This is a genomic window from Kribbella sp. NPDC050124 (assembly GCF_044460355.1).
Classification (GTDB): Bacteria; Actinomycetota; Actinomycetes; order Propionibacteriales; family Kribbellaceae; genus Kribbella.
Window position 1 is genome coordinate 1 of record NZ_JBITJU010000013.1, and the last position, 17,864, is coordinate 17,864.

At 69.1% G+C, this 17,864-nt stretch carries 13 protein-coding genes; 7 read left to right on the top strand and 6 right to left on the bottom strand.

Features of this window, described 5'->3' with window-relative positions; all coding sequences use genetic code 11:
• The first annotated feature begins 175 nt into the window (after positions 1-175).
• On the top strand, positions 176-2,155 hold the full coding sequence (locus ACIBL3_RS26990; RefSeq protein WP_396356375.1) for a methylmalonyl-CoA mutase family protein: 1,980 nt from the start codon (positions 176-178) through the stop codon (positions 2,153-2,155).
• Between the two features lie 29 nt (positions 2,156-2,184).
• The gene (locus ACIBL3_RS26995) at positions 2,185-3,006 is read left to right on the top strand and encodes an aldo/keto reductase (protein WP_396356376.1); all 822 of its coding nucleotides are present in this window, start codon (positions 2,185-2,187) and stop codon (positions 3,004-3,006) included.
• Positions 3,007-3,025: 19 nt separating this feature from the next.
• On the opposite strand, the gene ACIBL3_RS27000 is transcribed toward ACIBL3_RS26995, so the two are convergent.
• The gene (locus tag ACIBL3_RS27000) at positions 3,026-3,511 is read right to left on the bottom strand and encodes a pyridoxamine 5'-phosphate oxidase family protein (RefSeq protein ID WP_396356377.1); all 486 of its coding nucleotides are present in this window, start codon (positions 3,509-3,511) and stop codon (positions 3,026-3,028) included.
• Positions 3,512-3,593: 82 nt separating this feature from the next.
• Here ACIBL3_RS27000 and ACIBL3_RS27005 point away from each other — a divergent pair, with 82 nt between their 5' ends.
• The 3 genes from ACIBL3_RS27005 to ACIBL3_RS27015 all read left to right on the top strand — a co-directional run bounded on the left by ACIBL3_RS27005 (position 3,594) and on the right by ACIBL3_RS27015 (position 11,430).
• Complete coding sequence (locus ACIBL3_RS27005) at positions 3,594-4,100, top strand: hypothetical protein (protein ID WP_396356378.1); 507 nt, start codon at positions 3,594-3,596, stop codon at positions 4,098-4,100.
• Between the two features lie 86 nt (positions 4,101-4,186).
• Positions 4,187-5,197 (top strand): response regulator transcription factor, encoded by a 1,011-nt coding sequence (locus tag ACIBL3_RS27010; protein WP_396356379.1) that lies wholly within the window; start codon positions 4,187-4,189, stop codon positions 5,195-5,197.
• Positions 5,198-5,382: 185 nt separating this feature from the next.
• Positions 5,383-11,430, top strand: a complete 6,048-nt coding sequence (locus ACIBL3_RS27015; protein WP_396356380.1) for a DNRLRE domain-containing protein — start codon at positions 5,383-5,385, stop codon at positions 11,428-11,430.
• A gap of 45 nt (positions 11,431-11,475) precedes the next feature.
• Here the strand turns inward: ACIBL3_RS27015 and ACIBL3_RS27020 are convergent, their stop codons facing one another.
• The 3 genes from ACIBL3_RS27020 to ACIBL3_RS27030 all read right to left on the bottom strand — a co-directional run bounded on the left by ACIBL3_RS27020 (position 11,476) and on the right by ACIBL3_RS27030 (position 13,575).
• The gene (locus tag ACIBL3_RS27020; RefSeq protein ID WP_396356381.1) at positions 11,476-12,189 is read right to left on the bottom strand and encodes an isocitrate lyase/phosphoenolpyruvate mutase family protein; all 714 of its coding nucleotides are present in this window, start codon (positions 12,187-12,189) and stop codon (positions 11,476-11,478) included.
• A 5-nt stretch (positions 12,190-12,194) separates the two neighbouring features.
• Positions 12,195-12,656 (bottom strand): carboxymuconolactone decarboxylase family protein, encoded by a 462-nt coding sequence (locus ACIBL3_RS27025; protein ID WP_396356382.1) that lies wholly within the window; start codon positions 12,654-12,656, stop codon positions 12,195-12,197.
• A 259-nt stretch (positions 12,657-12,915) separates the two neighbouring features.
• On the bottom strand, positions 12,916-13,575 hold the full coding sequence (locus ACIBL3_RS27030; protein WP_396356383.1) for a TetR/AcrR family transcriptional regulator: 660 nt from the start codon (positions 13,573-13,575) through the stop codon (positions 12,916-12,918).
• 67 nt (positions 13,576-13,642) lie between these two features.
• Between ACIBL3_RS27030 and ACIBL3_RS27035 the strand changes: the two genes are divergently transcribed.
• Both ACIBL3_RS27035 and ACIBL3_RS27040 read left to right on the top strand, forming a co-directional pair.
• Positions 13,643-14,638, top strand: a complete 996-nt coding sequence (locus ACIBL3_RS27035) for an NAD(P)-dependent alcohol dehydrogenase (RefSeq protein WP_396356384.1) — start codon at positions 13,643-13,645, stop codon at positions 14,636-14,638.
• Between the two features lie 35 nt (positions 14,639-14,673).
• Positions 14,674-16,053 carry a PLP-dependent aminotransferase family protein gene (locus ACIBL3_RS27040; protein ID WP_396356385.1) on the top strand — a complete coding sequence of 460 codons (1,380 nt, stop codon included), beginning with the start codon at positions 14,674-14,676 and terminating at the stop codon, positions 16,051-16,053.
• On the opposite strand, the gene mmuM is transcribed toward ACIBL3_RS27040, so the two are convergent.
• Together mmuM and ACIBL3_RS27050 are read right to left on the bottom strand one after the other, a co-directional pair.
• Positions 16,042-16,917 (bottom strand): homocysteine S-methyltransferase, encoded by an 876-nt coding sequence (mmuM, locus tag ACIBL3_RS27045; RefSeq protein WP_396356387.1) that lies wholly within the window; start codon positions 16,915-16,917, stop codon positions 16,042-16,044. The genes ACIBL3_RS27040 and mmuM overlap by 12 nt on opposite strands.
• Complete coding sequence (locus tag ACIBL3_RS27050; RefSeq protein ID WP_396356388.1) at positions 16,907-17,833, bottom strand: FAD-dependent oxidoreductase; 927 nt, start codon at positions 17,831-17,833, stop codon at positions 16,907-16,909. Before ACIBL3_RS27050 ends, mmuM begins: the two co-directional genes overlap by 11 nt.
• Between the last annotated feature and the right edge of the window lie 31 nt (positions 17,834-17,864).

A 17,864-nucleotide genomic window follows, 5' to 3' on the forward strand; every position in this document is an offset into this window, starting at 1 on the left:
AAGGCCACGATGAAACCACATCGAGGCCTTCACTCCAGCACGCCGAGCTACCGCACCGAGCACCTGCTCGCTACGGCGCTGGACCGTCAGACACGACCTACTGTGACCCAGACCCCTGGTGACACGGGTCACGAGGAGGGGACTCACAAGGGAACACAGTCCTACTCTCGGGTACATGGCGACCGAGAAGGATCGACCGTGGGTGATGCGGACCTACGCGGGCCACTCGTCCGCGGCGGAGTCGAACGCGTTGTTCCGGCGGAACCTGGCCAAGGGCCAGACCGGGCTGTCGGTCGCGTTCGACCTGCCGACCCAGACCGGGTACGACGCGGACCACGCGCTGGCCAAGGGTGAGGTCGGAAAGGTCGGCGTGCCGATCGCGCACCTGGGCGACGTACGGGCGCTGTTCGATCAGATCCCGCTCGCGCAGATGAACACCTCGATGACCATCAACGCGACCGCGATGTGGCTGCTCGCGCTGTACCAGGTCGCCGCGCAGGAGCAGGGCGCGCTGCCCGACGAGCTCACCGGCACGACGCAGAACGACATCGTCAAGGAGTACCTGTCCCGCGGCACGTACGCGTTCCCGCCGGACGCGTCGCTGCGGCTGACCACCGACCTGATCGCCTACACGGTCGCGAACGTGCCGAAGTGGAACCCGATCAACATCTGCAGCTACCACCTGCAGGAGGCGGGTGCGACGCCGGTGCAGGAGCTCGCGTTCGCGCTGTCGACGGCGATTGCCGTACTGGATCGGGTTCGCGATGCCGGTCAGGTACCGCAGGAGCGGTTCGGTGACGTCGTACAGCGGATCTCGTTCTTCGTGAACGCCGGGGTGCGGTTCATCGAGGAGACCTGCAAGATGCGCGCGTTCGTGCGGTTGTGGGACGAGCTGACCCTGCAGCGGTACGGCGTGACCGATGCGAAGGCACGTCGCCTGCGGTACGGCGTCCAGGTCAACTCACTCGGGTTGACCGAGGCCCAGCCCGAGAACAATGTGCAGCGGATCGTGCTCGAGATGCTCGGCGTCACCCTGTCGAAGAACGCCCGCGCCCGCGCGGTCCAGCTGCCGGCGTGGAACGAGGCCCTCGGCCTGCCGCGCCCGTGGGACCAGCAATGGTCGCTGCGGATGCAGCAGATCCTCGCGTACGAGTCGGACCTGCTCGAGTACGACGACATCTTCGACGGCTCGTACGTGATCGAGGCGAAGGTGGACTCGCTGGTCGCCGGGGCACGCGAGGAGATCGACCGGGTGCAGGCGATGGGCGGTGCGGTCGCGGCCGTTGAGAGCGGTTACTTGAAGCAGGCGCTGGTCGCGTCGCACGCCGAGCGCCGGCAGCGGATCGAGTCCGGCGAGCAGATCGTGGTCGGCGTGAACAAGTTCGAGAACACCGAGCCGTCGCCGCTGACCGCGGACCTCGACACCGCGATCCAGACCGTCGACCCGGCCGCCGAGGCCGCCGCGCTCGAGTCGCTGCGGTCGTGGCGGGCCGAGCGGGACGAAAAGGCGGTCGAGACCGCGCTCGGCAAGCTGCGTGAGGCCGCGAAGGGCACGGACAACCTGATGCCGGTCACTCTCGAGTGCGCCCGCGCCGGTGTGACGACGGGGGAGTGGGCCGGGGTGCTGCGGGAGATGTTCGGCGAGTACCGCGCGCCGACCGGGGTCTCCGGGTCCGTCGGTGTCTCGGCCGGTGGTGAGGCGATCGCGGCCGTCCGGGAGAAGGTTTCCGTCACCTCTGAGGAGCTCGGCGGACGGCTGCGGTTCCTGGTCGGGAAGCCCGGGCTCGACGGACACAGCAACGGTGCCGAACAAGTCGCCGTACGCGCTCGGGACGTCGGCTTCGAGGTGATCTACCAGGGCATCCGGCTGACCCCCGAACAGATCGTCGCCGCCGCGGTCGCCGAGGACGTCCACTGCGTCGGCCTGTCCATCCTGTCCGGCTCCCACATGGAACTCGTCCCCCAGGTAGTAGCCGGCCTCCGCGAAGCCGGCCTCGAAGACGTCCCCGTAGTAGTAGGCGGCATCGTCCCCGACGCCGATGCCCGAGCCCTGCGCGCAGCCGGCGTAGCCGCCGTCTACACACCCAAGGACTACGACCTCACCGGCATGATGTCCGACGTAGTAGAAGTCATCCGCCACGCCAACAAGCTCTGACCAATCTGGTGGGGTGGTAGATGTGGTGCATGGCTGATCAGGTGACGCGGACGTTGTTGAACGGGGCGGAGATTCCGGTGCTGGGGCTGGGGGTCTGGCAGGTGCGGGACGGGCGGGAGTGTGAGCGGGCGGTCGCGGCGGCGCTCGAGAGCGGGTATCGGCTGATCGACACCGCGCAGGCGTACCGGAACGAGGCGAGTGTGGGCCGGGCGATCCGGGCCAGTGGTGTCCCGCGGGAGGAGATCTTCCTGACCACGAAGTTCTACCCGGGCAGCCGCGACCCGCTGGCCGAGGCCGAGCGGAGTGTGGAGCGGCTCGGGACCGAGTACGTCGACCTGTACCTGATCCACTGGCCGCAGGGCGGGCCGACCTGGGCGTGGCCCGGAATGGAGAAGGCCAGCGAGGCGGGCCTGGCCAAGGGAATCGGGATCTCGAACTTCAGCACCGCGGAGCTTCAGGAGCTCCTGAAGGTGGCCCAGATTCCGCCGGCGGTGAACCAGATCCAGTTCAGCCCGTTCGAGTACCGGCGGGCCCTGGTCGAGGCTTGCGAGGAAGCGGGCGTCATCGCCCAGGCCTACAGCCCACTGGGAACCGGCCGGCACCTCGACAACCCCGTCGTCGGCCAGATCGCCTCAGCCCTCGGCCGCACCCCCGCGCAGGTCCTGATTCGATGGGCGATCCAGAAGGGCCTCTCGGTCATCCCGAAGTCCACCCACCCCGAACGTATCCAGGAGAACTTCGCCGTCACCGACTTCGAACTCGACGAGGCCGCCGTCTCCGCCCTCGACGCCCTGGACACCACCAACCAAACCCCCGACGCCCTCTCCCGCTCCGGCAAGTGGTGGTCCTGACCGGCCGACGCCCCAGGTGCTAGCCGGCCTTCTCCTGGATTAGGTCTTCTACTGCTTTGGGGAGGGTGGTTTCGAAGTCGAGGAGTTTGGCCCAGGTGAGGGTGATGGTGATGAGGACCATCTCGTCGTAGAGGGCTTCTACGCCGGACTTCCAGTCGGGGTACTGGTCGTCGGTCATCACCTTGTGGCCGGCTTCCAGGTAGCCCTGGGGGATGCCTTGGACCAGTTCGACGTCGGCGGTGCCGCGGAGGAGGAGGACCTTGGGCGGGAAGGCGCCTTTGTCGATGGTGATCGCGACGGCCGGGTTCTTGCGGAGGGCGGCGACCTTGGCCGCCTTCGGCACGGTGGCGATCTGGAGGCGGTCGCCGTCGACCCAGAAGCCGATCGGGACCACCCGCGGGTCGCCGTCGAGGGCGGTGTAGGCGAAGCGGGCCGGCTCGGGGCCGTACAGCAGCTCCTGGGCATAGGGCTTGGCGAGGATCTCGGCGATCTGGTTCTTGTTCATGGTTCGCGTCCTTTCGTGAGCGGCTACTCACCAGGGGGACGAACCCGGTACCCGGTTCTCGACATCGATAGGTTGACCAATCGTGGAGATCTTCGGATGCGGCGCGGGTACGGCGTACGTCGCCGACGACGGCGCGGTCGATCAAGCGGTCCACCCGGACGGCCGTCAGTTGCTGCTCGACCACGGAGTGTGGGGCAACGGCGTCGTCACGACCAACCAGGGCGGCCACCGTTTCGACGATCCGGTGCTGGTGCGGTGGCGGCAGAGCGGGATCGACGTGCTGCACCAACTGGGTCCGCTCGAGGTCCGCATCGGCCGGCGGTTCGGCGAGCAGTGGATCGAGACGTACGAGATCCGCAACACGAGCACCGAGCCCATCGAGATCGAGTCGATCAAGGTCAGCGCGCCGTACCGCGATCCGGCTGACCCTGGTCTCACCGTCCAACTGCTCGAAGGTCAGCCGTTCAGCACCGGCGAGCACTACCTCCACAGCACCGGCGGGGCGATCACGCTGGCGCCGGGGTCGTCGTACCGGTGGACCTGGCAGCTGTCCTGGGGTGAAATTCCACCGGCAGTTGACGAAGGATAGCTACCTTATCGCAGAAGTCTTTGGTAGCTTTTTCGCCACAACTGAATGCCACCGAGTGGTGGCTGACTGTGGTGGGGGGATGTCAGGTGGTTGGTGACACAACTGCCGGCCTCAGCCGGCGTCTGCACGAACCGTCCGAGCACGAGCGACTGGTTCGGGAAGTGCTGCCGGACGACGTCGCGGACGCGTACCTCGAGCTGACCGTCACCGGCGGCCGTCCGGCCCGCGAAGGCCACCCGGTCGATCAGGAGCTGGTAGATCGGCACCTCGCCTACCTGCATCGCGGCCCGGCCGCCGAGGTACTGCGTCCGGTCGACTCGCTGATCGCGGTGACCGGTCTGCTCACCGAGGTGCACCGTGAGGTCACCAAGCAGCATGATCGCCTGCTGCAGGGGTACGTCGCGGCCGCCGAAGTCCACCAGTTGCAGTTGCACGACCGGTCGGCCGGCGAAGTGTCCTCGGTGCTGGCGCAGGTGCTGACCGACCCCAACGAGATCGCGGAACGGTGGAAGACGTCCATTCACACCGTGCAGTGCGCCTACCGCTCGATCACCGTCGACGATCCTGACCTGCCGTTGCCGTCTCAGCTGAACGCCCAGTGCTCCGGCATGAGTTTCCGCGAGCTGTGTACGCCGGACTTCGTCGCCGACCCGCGGGGTGCGGAGGCGGTGCGGTCCGCGGTCGAGGCCGGAGTGCAGGTCCGGACCGTCCGGACGCTGCCGACCCGGATGGTGATCGTCGACGACCACTTCGCCCTGATCGGCCTGGTTCCTAACGGGGAGACGGCCGCGTTGCTGGTGCGGTCGTCCGTGCTGATCGGCGCGTTCACGCAGTACTACGACCGGCTGTGGGCTTCGGCGACTCCCGTCGTACCGGCGCGGTCGGCGGAGACCAAGGGACTCGGCGCCACCGAGCAGGAAGTCCTCGCGCTGCTGGTGCACGGGTTGAAGGACGAGGCGATCGCACGGCACCTGAAACTCAGCGTTCGGACGGTACGGCGGCACATCGCGACGGTGATGGAGTTCGTCGACGCACCGACCCGCTTCGCCGCGGGCGCCGCCGCCCAACGCCTCGGCCTACTGGGCGACCACCCGTGAAGAACGTGGCCAGTTAGGGAACTTGTCCACTTCTTCCCTGTCGGCGCCGCCCCGTTCCGCCGCACGCTGGTGACGTCCGCCCCGAGTTCCCGGCCACGACCGCCCCCGTCGCCGAGGCGCCGGCCCCTGCCGGCGTTCCCGGCCGCTGTGCCGTGCCCGGGAACGGTACGCAAGAGAGGTCCGCCATGTCCGCATTCCCGAGATCGCGCCTGCTGCGCGTCTATCCGGGGCGCCGATCGGCGCGCTGGATCGGTGTCACCGTCGGCCTGGCCCTGGTCGCCGGACTCCTCCAGGAGACCGGCGATGCCGAGGCCGCACCGACTGACCAAACCGCCCCGACAACCGCCTCCGAGGTGCCGCTGGAGCGCCCCGACGACGCCTCCGCCGCGGTGACCGCGCGGATCACCGGCAAGCCGGTGCTGATCACGAGCCGGACCACCGAGACGACCGAGTTCCGCGCACTGCCCGACGGCAGGATCGAGGCGACCATGGCGTCCGGCCCGGTCCGGATGCGCAGCGACTCCGGCACCTGGATCGATGTCGACGTGTCGCTGGTCCGCCGACCGGACGGCACGATCGAGTCGCTCGCCCACCCGTACGGCCTGAAGCTGTCCGGTCCGGCAGGCGTTGGCGACCACGAACTCGTCTCGATAGGTGCCGAAGGCAAGCGTTCCGCGCTCGGCTGGTCCGGCCCGCTGCCCGCCCCGGAGTTGGACGGCGCCACGGCCACCTATCGGGAGGTCAAGCCAGGCGTCGACCTGGTCGTCGAGGCCACCCGGACCGGTTATGAGCAGCACCTGCTGGTCAAGAACCGGGCCGCCGCGGCGCAGCTCAAGCAGATCCGGATGCCCTGGACGATGGAAGGCGGGCTGACGGCCAAGCCGGACGGCAAGGGCGGTCTCACTGTCCGCGCCGGTCGGCAGGCGTACGACGTACCCGCGCCGATGATGTGGGACGCGACCGTCGACGAGGCCTCCGGTGAGCACGTCCGCCGGGCGCCGGTCGGACTCGCGCTGGCCGGGAAGGCGCTCGTGCTGACCCCGGACGCGGCGTTCCTGAATCACCCGGCGACCGTGTACCCGGTGACGATCGACCCGTCGCAGAGCGCGGGTGCGAGCTTCGACGCGTTCGTCGAGAACACCTACACCTCCGACCAGTCCGGGGCGACCGAGCTCAAGCTCGGCACGTACGACGGTGGGTCCACGAAGGCCCGGTCGTACCTGCGGTTCGACAACCAGGAATGGCTGTGGGACAAGCAGATCCAGGCCGCGACGCTGAATCTGTGGGAGCACCACTCGTTCTCCTGCACGGCCAAGGGCTGGGAGGCGTGGCGCACCCCGGACGTCACCAACGCGGTCCGCTGGTCCAACCAGCCGACCTGGATCGAGCGAGTGGGTACGTCGACGCAGACGAAGGGCTTCTCCTCGTCCTGTGGCGACGGCTGGGTGACGATCCCGGTGACCGCGGCGTTCCAGCACACGGCGACCGCCAAGCTGGCGAAGACCAGCATCGGGGTGAAGGCCGCGAGTGAGAGCGACAGCTACGGCTGGAAGCGGTTCGCCTCCCGCGAGGCCGCGGCCAACCCGCCGTCGGTCACGATCACCTACCAGACCAAGACGGCGGTCGACGCGATGGCGACGGCGCCGGACACCACCTGTGCGACCGGTGCGACCCGCCCGTACATCTCGAGTACGACGCCGCAGTTGCGCGCACTGGTCAGCGACGGACTGAGCTCCCAGGTCTACGCGAACTTCGAGTACAAGCAGGTCGGCGCGGCGACGAGCACCACAGTGACCGAGGGCCCCGGCGCATCCGGCTCCTGGCTCGGCACCTACATCCCCGACGGCGTGTTCGCCGAGGGCGGCAGCTATGCCTGGCGCGTCCAGGGCAGCGACGGTACGACGGCCGGCGCGTGGTCCAACTGGTGCGAGTTCACCGTGGACACCATGGCCCCCGCAGTGGCGCCGACGGTCTCGTCGCCGACGTACCCGGTCGCGGAGTGGTCGGGCAGCGCAGGTACGGCGGGCACCTTCACCTTCGGCGCCTCAGGAGTCGGCGACGTGGCGGCCTACGAGTACGGTGTGGACTCGAACCCGCCGGACGAGGTAGTGAACGCGGCCAGTCTGGGTGCGACCACCTCGGTCTCGATCACGCCGACCGCGGACGGACCGCACACGCTGTGGGTCCGGACCCGTGACCGCGCAGGCAACCGGTCACCGCTGACGGCGTACCAGTTCTCTGTTGGTGGTGGAGCGGTGCTGACGCCGAAGGCCGGTGACATCAGTGCGGCGAAGACCGCCATCACGGGTGCTGGCCGGTCGACGGCGACCGGTGTCACCTACCAGTGGCGGCGCGGCGACACCGACACGTGGACCACCATCCCGGCGGCCCACGTGACCCAGGCCGCCGGCGGTGCTGCGGTGACCTGGCCGCTGCCGACCAGTGGCGGTGGCCAGTTCCCCAAGCTGAACTGGGACATCGAAGCGACCCTGGCCGCGGTCGACGCGCAGTCAATCCCGCGCGACGGCCCCCTGCAGCTCCGCGGAGCATTCACCGGTGGTACGGCGGCCAACTCGGGCGCAGTGAAGATCACCTTCGACCGCAACCTGGCGACCGCGGCGTCGAAGGAGATCGGTCCGGGTGAGGTCAATCTGCTGACCGGCAACCTGACGCTGACGGACACCGACGTGTCGGTGGACTCGTACGGCAGCGACCTGACCGTCAGCCGCACCTACAACAGCCGGCAGGCGGCCAAGACGGACCCGTCCGGCATGTTCGGGCCGGGCTGGATCTCCGGTGCGATCGTTGACGAGGCGCAGACGCCGTACACCTCGCTGGACGTCTTCGGCTCGCTGCTGCAGGTCGGTACGCCGGACGGCGATGTCGTCGGCTTCACCGCCCGCGACGGCATCAACTTCGACCCTGAGGTCGGTCAGGAGACGCTCAAGCTGACCTACACGAGCTCCACGGACACGTACCGGCTGACCGACGACCAAGGCTCGATCGTGGTGTTCGGCAAGGTCACTGGCGCCGCAGCAGGGAAGTACTTCCCGACGTCGACCACACTGCCCGGCAGCAACCAGACCACGACGTACGCGTGGGAGAAGGTGACCGTCGGCGGTCTGGACGTGGTCCGTCCGACCCGCGTGATCGCGCCGGTGCCGGACGGAGTCAACTGTGCGACGCTGTCTCGCGGTTGCCGGGCCCAGACCTTCACCTACGCCACGACGACCACTGCCGGCGGCTCGACGCTGGGTGACTACGCCGGACGGGTGAAGCAGATCTCCTTCACTGCTTGGGATCCGGACCTGGCGACGCCGGCGATGCGTACCGTGCCGATGGCTGCCTACGAGTACGACGCCACCGGACGACTCCGCGGCACCTGGGACCCACGGGTGGGGGCTGCGGCGAAGGAGTCGTACACCTACCAAGCCGATGGTGTGCTGGCTTCGGTGCAGCCTGCCGGTGAGGAGCCGGCGCAGTTCAGCTACACGACGACGGCCACGGACCCCGGCGCGGGTCGTCTGCAGAAGGTGACGCGGTCGGCGCTGTCCGCCGGTACCGCGGTAGAGACCGTCGTCTACAAGGTGCCGCTGTCGGGATCAGGCGCACCGAACGACTTGTCACCGGCGCAGACCAAGCGCTGGGGACAGGTGGAAGCGCCGACGGACGCGACCGCGGTCTTCCCCGCCGACCAGATCCCGAACGGCTCCAGCTACGAGCGGGCGACCGTCAGCTACCTGGACGCGAACGGGCGTGAGGTCAACGAGGCGCAGCCGGGTGGCCACATCTCGTCCACCTGGTACGACGCCTTCGGCAACGAGGTCCGCAAGCTCACCGCGGCCAACCGAGCCCGGGCGCTGAACCAGTCGGCAAGCGACGGCGACGTGGCCGAGCAGACGCTCGCGCAGAGCTACTCGACCGTCAACCTCTACTCGCTCGACGGTGTCCGGCTCGAGAGCGTGCTCGCACCCGAGACCGACGTACGGCTGGCCGATGGCACAGCAACCCGCGGCCGTCAGCTCACTCGCAACGTCTACGACCAGGGTGCGCCGACCAGTGGCGGTCCGTTCAACCTGGTCACCACAGAGCAGCTCGCGGTCCGGGTCTGGGGCACCGATGGTACGGCGGTCGAGGCTGACCGCCGTACGACGACCACGGCCTACAACTGGACGCTTCGGCAGCCGACTGTGGTCACCAAAGACCCGGGCGGCCTCGGTCAGACCGAGCGGACGACGCTGGACCCGGTGACGGGCCTGGTGACGGGCACGACCGGGCCGGCGGGTGGTACGACGACCAACACGCCGGCCACCCGCAAGACGATCAACTACCGGGCCACCTCGGGGTCAGGCTACGCAGAGTGCGACCTGCGCCCGGAGTGGGCGAACCTGCCGTGCCGATCGCAGCCGGGCGGTCAGGCAGCGACCGGACCGGAGATCCCGGCGGTCGTCACGACGTACGACATGTACAACCAGGAACGGACGGAGACGGAGAAGACCAGCGCGGGAACGCTGCGCACCACCACGACGACGTATGACGCGGCCGGACGGGTGCTGGAGACCGGCGTGACCGGTCCCGGTACGGCGGTGCCTGCCAAGCGGAACGTGTACGACCCGGTGTCGGGCCAGACGCTGCGGACCCAGTCCGTGTCCGGCGGCACAGTGGTCGCGGAGGTCGTGCGGACGTACGACACGCTCGGCCGGCTGACGTCGTACAAGGATGCCGATGGCAACCTTTCGGTGACCACCTACGACCTGCTGTCGCGACCGGCGACCAGCAACGACGGGAAAGCCACCAGGACCTACGGCTACGACGCACGGGGCATGACCACCTCGGTGAACGACAGCCAGGCGGGTGTCTACACCGGCAGCTACGACCCGGACGGCAAGCTGGTCAGCGAGACCTGGCCGAACGGCGTCAAGGTCGACACGACGTACGACGAGAACGGTGACAAGGCCGGCATCACCTACAGCAAGCCCGGCTGCGCTGCTGCAGACTGCACGCTGTTCCGGGAGGTGCTGAGCTGGTCGGCGCAAGGTCAGACGGCCAAGCGGGTGTCCACGCTGTCCAGCGAGGTCTACACGCAGGACAACGCCGGTCGGGTGACCAAGGTCGAGCAGACCGTCGGCGAGCAGTGCGTGACCCGCGTGTACGGGCTCAGCGCAGCGAGCGACCGCAACAGCGTCACCGAGTACGGTCCCGCTGCCGACGGCAGTTGCCAAACGACGACCGCTGCGTCGTCGCGGACCTGGACGTACGACACGGCCAGCCGGACGACCAGTCCGGGTTACCAGTACGACGCACTGGGCCGCACCACCACAGTGCCGGCAATCGACACCGGTGTTGCGGCAGCCGGTGACACGACAGTGACCTATCACGCCAACGACCTGGTGGACACGATCAGCCAGGGCGGACGGACCACCGACTACACCATCGACGTGATGGGGGAGCGGGTCCGCTCCTGGACGGACAACGTGACCGGCAGCCTGGTGCAGAACGTCCAGCACTTCGACGACGACAACGACAGCCCGGCCTGGACCCAGGAAGGTGCGGACCGCTACACCCGCGTCATCCCCGGTCTGGCCGGTCTGACCGCGATCTTCGAGAGCGACTCCGGTGTGCCGGAGTGGCAGGTCTCCGACCTGTCCGGCGACATCGTGGCGACCATCCACGCCGGTGAAGACGGGTTGTCGACCACCTCCGGGTCCACGGAGTACGGCGTACCCACCGACGCCGAGGCGGTCGGCAAGCAGCGGTACGGCTGGCTCGGAGCCGAGCAGCGGGCCGCGGATGCGCCGTCCGGTCTGGTGCTGATGGGTGTTCGGCTCTACAACCCGGTGACCGGCCGGTTCCTGCAGACGGACCCGGTGCTGAACGGCGGCTGCAACGCCTACGAGTACGCCTGCGCCGACCCGGTCGACAAGACCGACCTGGACGGCAAGTGGCCGTGCTTCAGCAAGAAGTGCGCGGCCAAGTGGCTGAAGAAGAAGTGGAAGCAGGCCAAGAAGAAGATCCGGAAGAACAAGTACGTCCGGAAGGTCTGGCGGTTCGGCAAGAAGGTCTACAAGAACAAGTACGTCCGCGCCTGCGTCGTCGGCGGGCTGGGCGTGATGTCGTACGACACCATCAAGAACGGCTGGAAGGCGTTGAAGAAGAAGTGGTTCCGCTGGGGCCTCGCCGGGTGTGCCGGCGGTGTGGTCGCGTACCACGCGAAGCGAAAGGGCTGGTACTGACCTGATGCGAAGCTGGGGCTGCCCTGAGCGGCAGCCCCACTCTCCTCAGCTCAGCGAGGGCAGCAGTTGACGGAGCACGTCCATCAGGTGCCGGTGGACGCTGGTGCCGTACGAGATCCGGATGGCGCCGGCCGCGGCCAACTCGGCCGGGGTCGGCCCATCCGGTGCGGCGTGGGCGTTGATCGGCCCACCGATCCCGGCGACCACCTCCGGCAGGACGTCGATCGGCGCGAAGATCGGATACGTGCAGTCGGCTCCGGCCCGGCGGTACTCGCGACCCCGCCGGACCGCCTCGGCGACGTCACGGGATGTGCCGGCGATGAAGCTGTCGATCCGGGCGTTGATGACCAGGTCCGCCCCCGCGGTCGCGCGAACCTCGGCCAGGTAGTCCGCGTGCTTCGCCGGCTCGGTCAGCACGTCGCCGACCGAGTCCTCCAGGTTGCAGCCGACCGCTCCGGTCTCGAGCAGCCGCTCGGCGAACTCCTTGGCAGGCAGGCCGTACCCCGCCTCCAGATCGGCAGTCACCGGTACGTCGACCACGCGAGCGATCCGCGCCACCGCCGAGAACATCTCCTCCGGCGGGGTCAGCTGACCGTCGTCGTACCCGAGGACCCGGGCCATCGCGCCGCTGCTGGTCGCGATCGCGGGGAATCCGGCCTCGGCCACGATCCGGGCGCTGACCGGATCCCAGGCGTTCGGCAGCACCAACGGCGTACCGGCGTGGTGCATGGCGCGGAACACTGCGGCTTGTGTGGGCATGCCGGTCAGCTCGGCTTGTAGTGGCCGGGTTCCATCCGCCCGGTGACACCGATCCGGGTCCAGGCGTTGATGGTGATGATCAGGGCGATCAACCGGGCCAGATCCTTCTCGTCGAACGCCTTCGCCGCGACGTCGTACACCTCGTCGGGGACGTGGTCGACGCTGATCAAGGTGATCGCCTCGGTCAGCTCCAGCGCCGCCTGCTCCTGCTCGGAGTAGAACTTGCGCGACTCCCGCCAGACCGGCAGCAGGCTGATCCGCTGCTGGTTGTCGCCGAGCTGCAGCAGGTCGAGGGAGTGCATGTCGGTGCAGTAGGCGCACCCGTTCAGCTGGGAGGCCCGGATCCGGACCAGGTGCGCGAGGCCGGCGTCGAGCCCGGTGTCGGAGACCGCGTCCAGCGCGATCATCGCCTGGTAGAAGTCGGGGGCCAGGTTGGCGAGCTTGACCCGCCGCGTCGTTGTGCTCATACCTCCACGCTAGGCGGAGATCGGCCCAGATCCCTGGTCCACTTTCCGGGCGATTCCAGGGGCCAATCAGTCGGACGCGGACTGGGCGTACGCGGCCGCGAACTCGGCCGACGGCGGGATCGGGGTGATCACGTCGACCAGCGTGCCGCTCGGGTCGACGGTCATGAAGTGCCGCTGGCCGAAGTCCTCACTGCGCAGGCTCAGCGCGATCTCGTGACCCGCCGTACTGATCGCCTCGTGGACGGCGTCGACCGGAGGGTCAAGCGCGCGCGAGACCGTCGAGGATCAGCGTCAGGCCGAACTCGAACTCGTTGCCGAAGTCGTACCCGCCCTTGTTCGTGTACTCGGTCGCGATCTCGACCATGTGCGGATACTCGCCGGTCGCGAACCGCTCCATGATCGCTTCCGAGACCTGCGCCACGCTGTCCGGACCCTCGAACGGCAGCGAGGCCTCCTGGATGGCGAACCCGTAGATGTAGCTGTCGAGCAGGGCATAGGCGTGCGCGGTCTTCTCCACCGAGAATCCCGCCGCCCGCAGGGTGCCGAGGACCGCGTTGTGGTGGCGCAGGGTCGCCGGTCCCGGCGACGTCCGCGACTCCATCAGTCCGATCGCCCAGCTGTGCCGGCGCAGCACCTGGCGAGCCGACTCCGCACGCTTGCGCATCTCGGTCCGCCAATCGCCGTCGGCGGACGGCAGGTCGATCTGGCTGAACACGTAGTCGACGATCCCGTCGAGGATCTCCTCCTTGTTGGCCACGTGGTAGTACACCGACATCGGCTTGACGCCGAGCTCCTGCGCCAGCGAGCGGATCGTCAGCCCGCCGATCCCGCCCGCGTCCGCGACCGCGACGGCGGCCTCCAGCACCCGGTCGCGGCTGAGCCTCGGGCGCTGTTGCCGAGTTGGCGCGGACTTTTCCATCCCCGGACCATAGCAGTTTCGTACAAAGTACGTTACCTTGGCCGTACTAAGTACGAAAGGTGCCGCAATGACCATGACCACCACCATGATGCGAGCAGTCGTCCAGGACGGGTACGGCGCGGCCGACATCCTGCGCGCCGACCGGATCGCCCGGCCCGAGCCCAGCCGGCTCGGCGACCACGACCTCCTCGTCCGCGTGCACGCGGCCGGCCTCGACCGCGGCACCTGGCACCTGATGACCGGCAAGCCGTACGCGCTCCGCCTCGCGTTCGGCCTCCGCCGCCCGCGCAACCCCGTGCTGGGACGAGACGCCGCCGGCACGGTCGAGGCGGTCGGCTCGGCGGTGCGCAGGTTCGCGGTCGGTGACGAGGTGTACGGCGTCGCGCCCGGCTCGTTCGCCGAGTACGCCGTGACCCGCGAGCACAAGCTCGCCCGCAAGCCGGCCAACCTGACGTTCGAGCAGGCTGCGGTCGTCCCGATCTCCGCGATGACCGCCTTGGACGCGCTCACCGTCGGCCGCATCACGTCCGGCCGGCACGTGCTGATCACCGGCGCATCCGGGGGAGTCGGCAGCTACGCCGTACAGCTCGCCAAAGCCTTCGGCGCGGAAGTCACCGGTACGGCGAGCACCGCGAAACTCGACCTGGTCCGATCCCTCGGCGCCGACCACGTCCTCGACTACACCCGCGAGGACTTCGCCGCGACCGGGACCCGCTACGACCTGATCATCGACATCGCCGGCAACCCGAAGCTGTCCCGGCTGCGGAGCGCCCTGACGCCGACCGGGACCGCGGTCATGACCGGTGGCGAGGGCGGCGGCAGCCTGACCGGCGGAATGCACCGGCAGTTGGGCGCCAGGATCATGTCGCTGTTCGTCCGCCAGCGGCTGACCAGCTTCATCAACAAGGAACGCGGCAGCGACCTCGAGCGGCTCACCGAGCTGATCGAGGCCGGGAAGGTGACACCGAGCATCGACCGGACCTACCCGCTGGACCAGGCGCCGGAGGCGATGCGCCAACTCGACGCGGGCAAGGTGCGCGGCAAGATCGCCGTCACCATCTGACCGGCACGTGATCAGCACGGCATAGAGTCCTTCGCATGGAGGACTCCGGAGCGGATCTGCACCTGGATCTGACGGCGGCGCGCGGGCGGAACGACCTGGTCCGCGCGCTGCACGACTCGATCCGGAGCGGGCGGCTGCCGGCCGGGACCCGGCTGCCGTCGTCCCGGTCGCTCGCGAAGGACCTCGGCATCGCGCGGAACACGGTCGCCGACGCGTACGGGCAACTCGTCGCCGAGGGCTGGCTGACCGCGCGCCAGGGCTCCGGCACGGTCGTCGCCAACCGCACCGGCACGCCGCCGGACGCCGTACCGCCGCTGTCGGCGTCGTTGTCGGAGGCAAAGAGCTTCCGGTACGACCTGACGCCGGGCGCGCCGGACCTGGCCATCTTCCCGCGGGGCGAGTGGCTGGCCGCCGCGCGCAAGGCGTTGCCCTCGGCACCCAACGAGGCGTTCGGGTACGGCGATCCGCGCGGCCGGATCGAGTTGCGGCGGATGCTCGCGGACTACCTGGCCCGGGCGCGCGGTGTCCGGGCCGATCCGGAGCGGATCCTGATCTGCTCGGGGTTCGTGCAGGCGTTGAGCCTGCTCAGTGAGGTGCTTCGATCGCAGGGTGGTACGTCGGTGTCGGTCGAGGAGTTCGGGTACGCGCTGCACCTGGACGTGATCCGGTCGCGCGGGCTGGAGCCGGTGCCGGTCCGGGTGGACGAGTTGGGTGCCTGTGTCTCCGGGCTGTCGGGTCAGGGCGCGTTGCTCACGCCGGCGCACCAGATGCCAACGGGCGTGCCGCTTGCGCCGGAGCGCCGTACGGCGGCTGTCGAGTGGGCGCGGGAAGCCGGGGCGGTGTTGATCGAGGACGACTACGACGGGGAGTTCCGGTACGACCGGCAGGCCGTGGGGGCGTTGCAGGCGCTGGATCCCGAGCGGGTCGTCTACACCGGCACCGCGAGCAAGAGCCTCGCGCCTGGGATCCGGCTCGCCTGGATGGTGTTGCCGCAGCACCTGATCGAGCCGGTGGTCGCGGCCAAGCGGACCGCGGACTACGAGACCGCGACGCTCGACCAGTTGACCCTCGCCGAGTTCATTGCCTCAGGCCACTACGACCGTCAGGTACGGCGTTCCCGCCTGCACTACCGGCGACGCCGCGACCGCCTGGTCGAGTTGCTCGCCCAACGCGCCCCCGAGGTCAAGGTCGCCGGCATCTCAGCCGGTTTGCACGTCCTCCTGGACGTCCCCGGTGACGCCGAGGACGTCATCACCCGGGCCGCCCGCCAGGGCCTCGGCCTCACCACCCTGACCAACTACCACTTCAACCCGACCCCAGCCACCCGCCAAGCAGTGATCGTCGGCTACGGCACCCCACCCGACCACGCCTACCAAGGCGCCCTCGACCTCCTCTGCCAGGTGCTAGGCGTTTAGCGACTGGGCCAGGGCGTGGATGTCGTCGGGGCCTACTCGGCAGCAGCCGCCGATGTAGGTGGCTCCGGCGGTGAGCCAGGTGGTGGCGAGGGAGGTGGTGTCTGTGGCTGCTCCGGTCCAGCGGCGGCCGCCGGCGTCCCAGGTCTCGCCGCTGTTGGGGTAGGCGATGGCCGGCTTACCGGTGACGGCTACGGCTGTTTCGACCGCGGGTTGGACGTCTTCCGGGGCGCAGCAGTTGATGCCTACTGCAACCACCTGCTCGAGGTCGGCGGTTGCGAAGGCTTCCTCGAGCGGTTGGCCGGCTCGGGTTTGTGATCCTGCGATGGAGTACGAGAACCAGGCGGGGAAGGCGAGTTCGGTCAGCAGGTCGGCGAGGACTGCGGCCTCGTCGGTGTCGGGGATGGTTTCGACGGCGAGGAGGTCGGGGCCGGCCTCGATCAGCAGCTCCAGGCGGGGGCCGTGGAAGTCACGCAGTACGGCGGGAGGCACGCCGTACCGGCCGCGATACTCGGAGCCGTCGGCAAGCATCGCCCCGTACGGGCCGACGGAGGCGGCCACGAGGCGACGTCCGCCGGGGAGGGAGTCGCGGACCTCGCGGGCGATGCGGACGCTGTCGCGGATCAGGCGTTCGGCTTCGGCACGCTCAACGCCGTGGCGTTCGAAGCCGGGGACGCTGGCCTGGTAGCTGGCTGTGGTCGCGACCGTCGCGCCGGCTTCGTAGTACGCGCGATGCACTGCGGCGATCTCCGCCGGCGCGTCCCGCAGCAACCGGGCAGACCACAGGGCGTCGGAGAGATCGTGGCCCCGGTCCTCCAGCGCGTTCGACATCCCGCCGTCGAGGATGATCGGCCGGTCAGATGTCATGGATGAGCTCGAAGACCTCGTTGGCGCAGCCCCACGACAGCGTCACACCGGAGCCGCCGTGCCCGTAGCAGTGGATGACGGGCTCGCCGGTCGTGGTGCGGACGAGCTCGCAGCGGATCGTCGGCCGGGCCGGACGGAGTCCGACGCGGTGCCGCAGCACCTTCGCCTTCCGCAGTTGCGGGACCAGTTCGGCAGCCCGGGTGCGGATCTGGTCGGCAGTCGCCGGATCGACGGCCAGGTTCCAGTCGTTGGGCTGACTGGTGCCGCCGACAACGACATCCTTCTCGCGCGGAATGACGTACGTCAGGTCGTCGGGCGCCCGATCGGCGATCAGCCAGTCGGTCAGCCCGCACTGCTCGACCGTCATCACCTGCCCGCGGACCGGTGTCACGGTCGGGTCGGACGCGGTCAGCCGGGCGCCAAGGCCAGTGCAGTTCACGACCACGTCCGCCGTCGTAGGCAGCGCCGACAGCGCGGCCCGGGTCAGCGTGCCGCCGGCCTGCTCGAGCCGCTTCACCAGCGCCTGCAGGTAAACCGGCATCTCGATCACCGGCGCAGTGAACGCCCACCCGTCCTCGAATCCGGTCGGCGGCGACGCGACCCTGGTCAGGTCCGGCAGTACGTCGGCCCAGCGCGGATCCGGCATCCGGTGCACCAGGAACTCGCGCCCGTGCCGCATCCGCACCGACGGCTCGATCTCGGCCAGCTTGGCGAACTCGTCGTACGACGTCCTGGACCAAGCCGCGACGCGGTCCTCGGGCGCGGACAGGTACGGGTACCAGATCGCGGCTGCCACCGCCGAGGTGGTCTCGAGCGGCAGGTCACGGCCGAGGACGGCCACCTCGTACCCACCTTCGGCCAGCCGGACGGCACAGCTCAGCCCGATCACGCCCGCACCGACCACGATCACGCGCATGACACATTGTTACCCGACCAGCGCTCTCACG

Excerpts from the sequence above, each read along its gene's own strand:
- ACIBL3_RS27000 (WP_396356377.1), bottom strand. The coding sequence starts at position 3,511 with ATGAACAAGAACCAGATCGCCGAGATCCTCGCCAAGCCCTATGCCCAG.
- ACIBL3_RS26995 (WP_396356376.1), top strand. The coding sequence starts at position 2,185 with ATGGCTGATCAGGTGACGCGGACGTTGTTGAACGGGGCGGAGATTCCG.
- ACIBL3_RS26990 (WP_396356375.1), top strand. The coding sequence starts at position 176 with ATGGCGACCGAGAAGGATCGACCGTGGGTGATGCGGACCTACGCGGGC.
- ACIBL3_RS27020 (WP_396356381.1), bottom strand. The coding sequence starts at position 12,189 with ATGCCCACACAAGCCGCAGTGTTCCGCGCCATGCACCACGCCGGTACG.
- ACIBL3_RS27035 (WP_396356384.1), top strand. The coding sequence starts at position 13,643 with ATGACCATGACCACCACCATGATGCGAGCAGTCGTCCAGGACGGGTAC.
- ACIBL3_RS27040 (WP_396356385.1), top strand. The coding sequence starts at position 14,674 with ATGGAGGACTCCGGAGCGGATCTGCACCTGGATCTGACGGCGGCGCGC.
- ACIBL3_RS27015 (WP_396356380.1), top strand. The coding sequence starts at position 5,383 with ATGTCCGCATTCCCGAGATCGCGCCTGCTGCGCGTCTATCCGGGGCGC.
- mmuM (WP_396356387.1), bottom strand. The coding sequence starts at position 16,917 with ATGACATCTGACCGGCCGATCATCCTCGACGGCGGGATGTCGAACGCG.
- ACIBL3_RS27030 (WP_396356383.1), bottom strand. The coding sequence starts at position 13,575 with ATGGAAAAGTCCGCGCCAACTCGGCAACAGCGCCCGAGGCTCAGCCGC.
- ACIBL3_RS27025 (WP_396356382.1), bottom strand. The coding sequence starts at position 12,656 with ATGAGCACAACGACGCGGCGGGTCAAGCTCGCCAACCTGGCCCCCGAC.
- ACIBL3_RS27050 (WP_396356388.1), bottom strand. The coding sequence starts at position 17,833 with ATGCGCGTGATCGTGGTCGGTGCGGGCGTGATCGGGCTGAGCTGTGCC.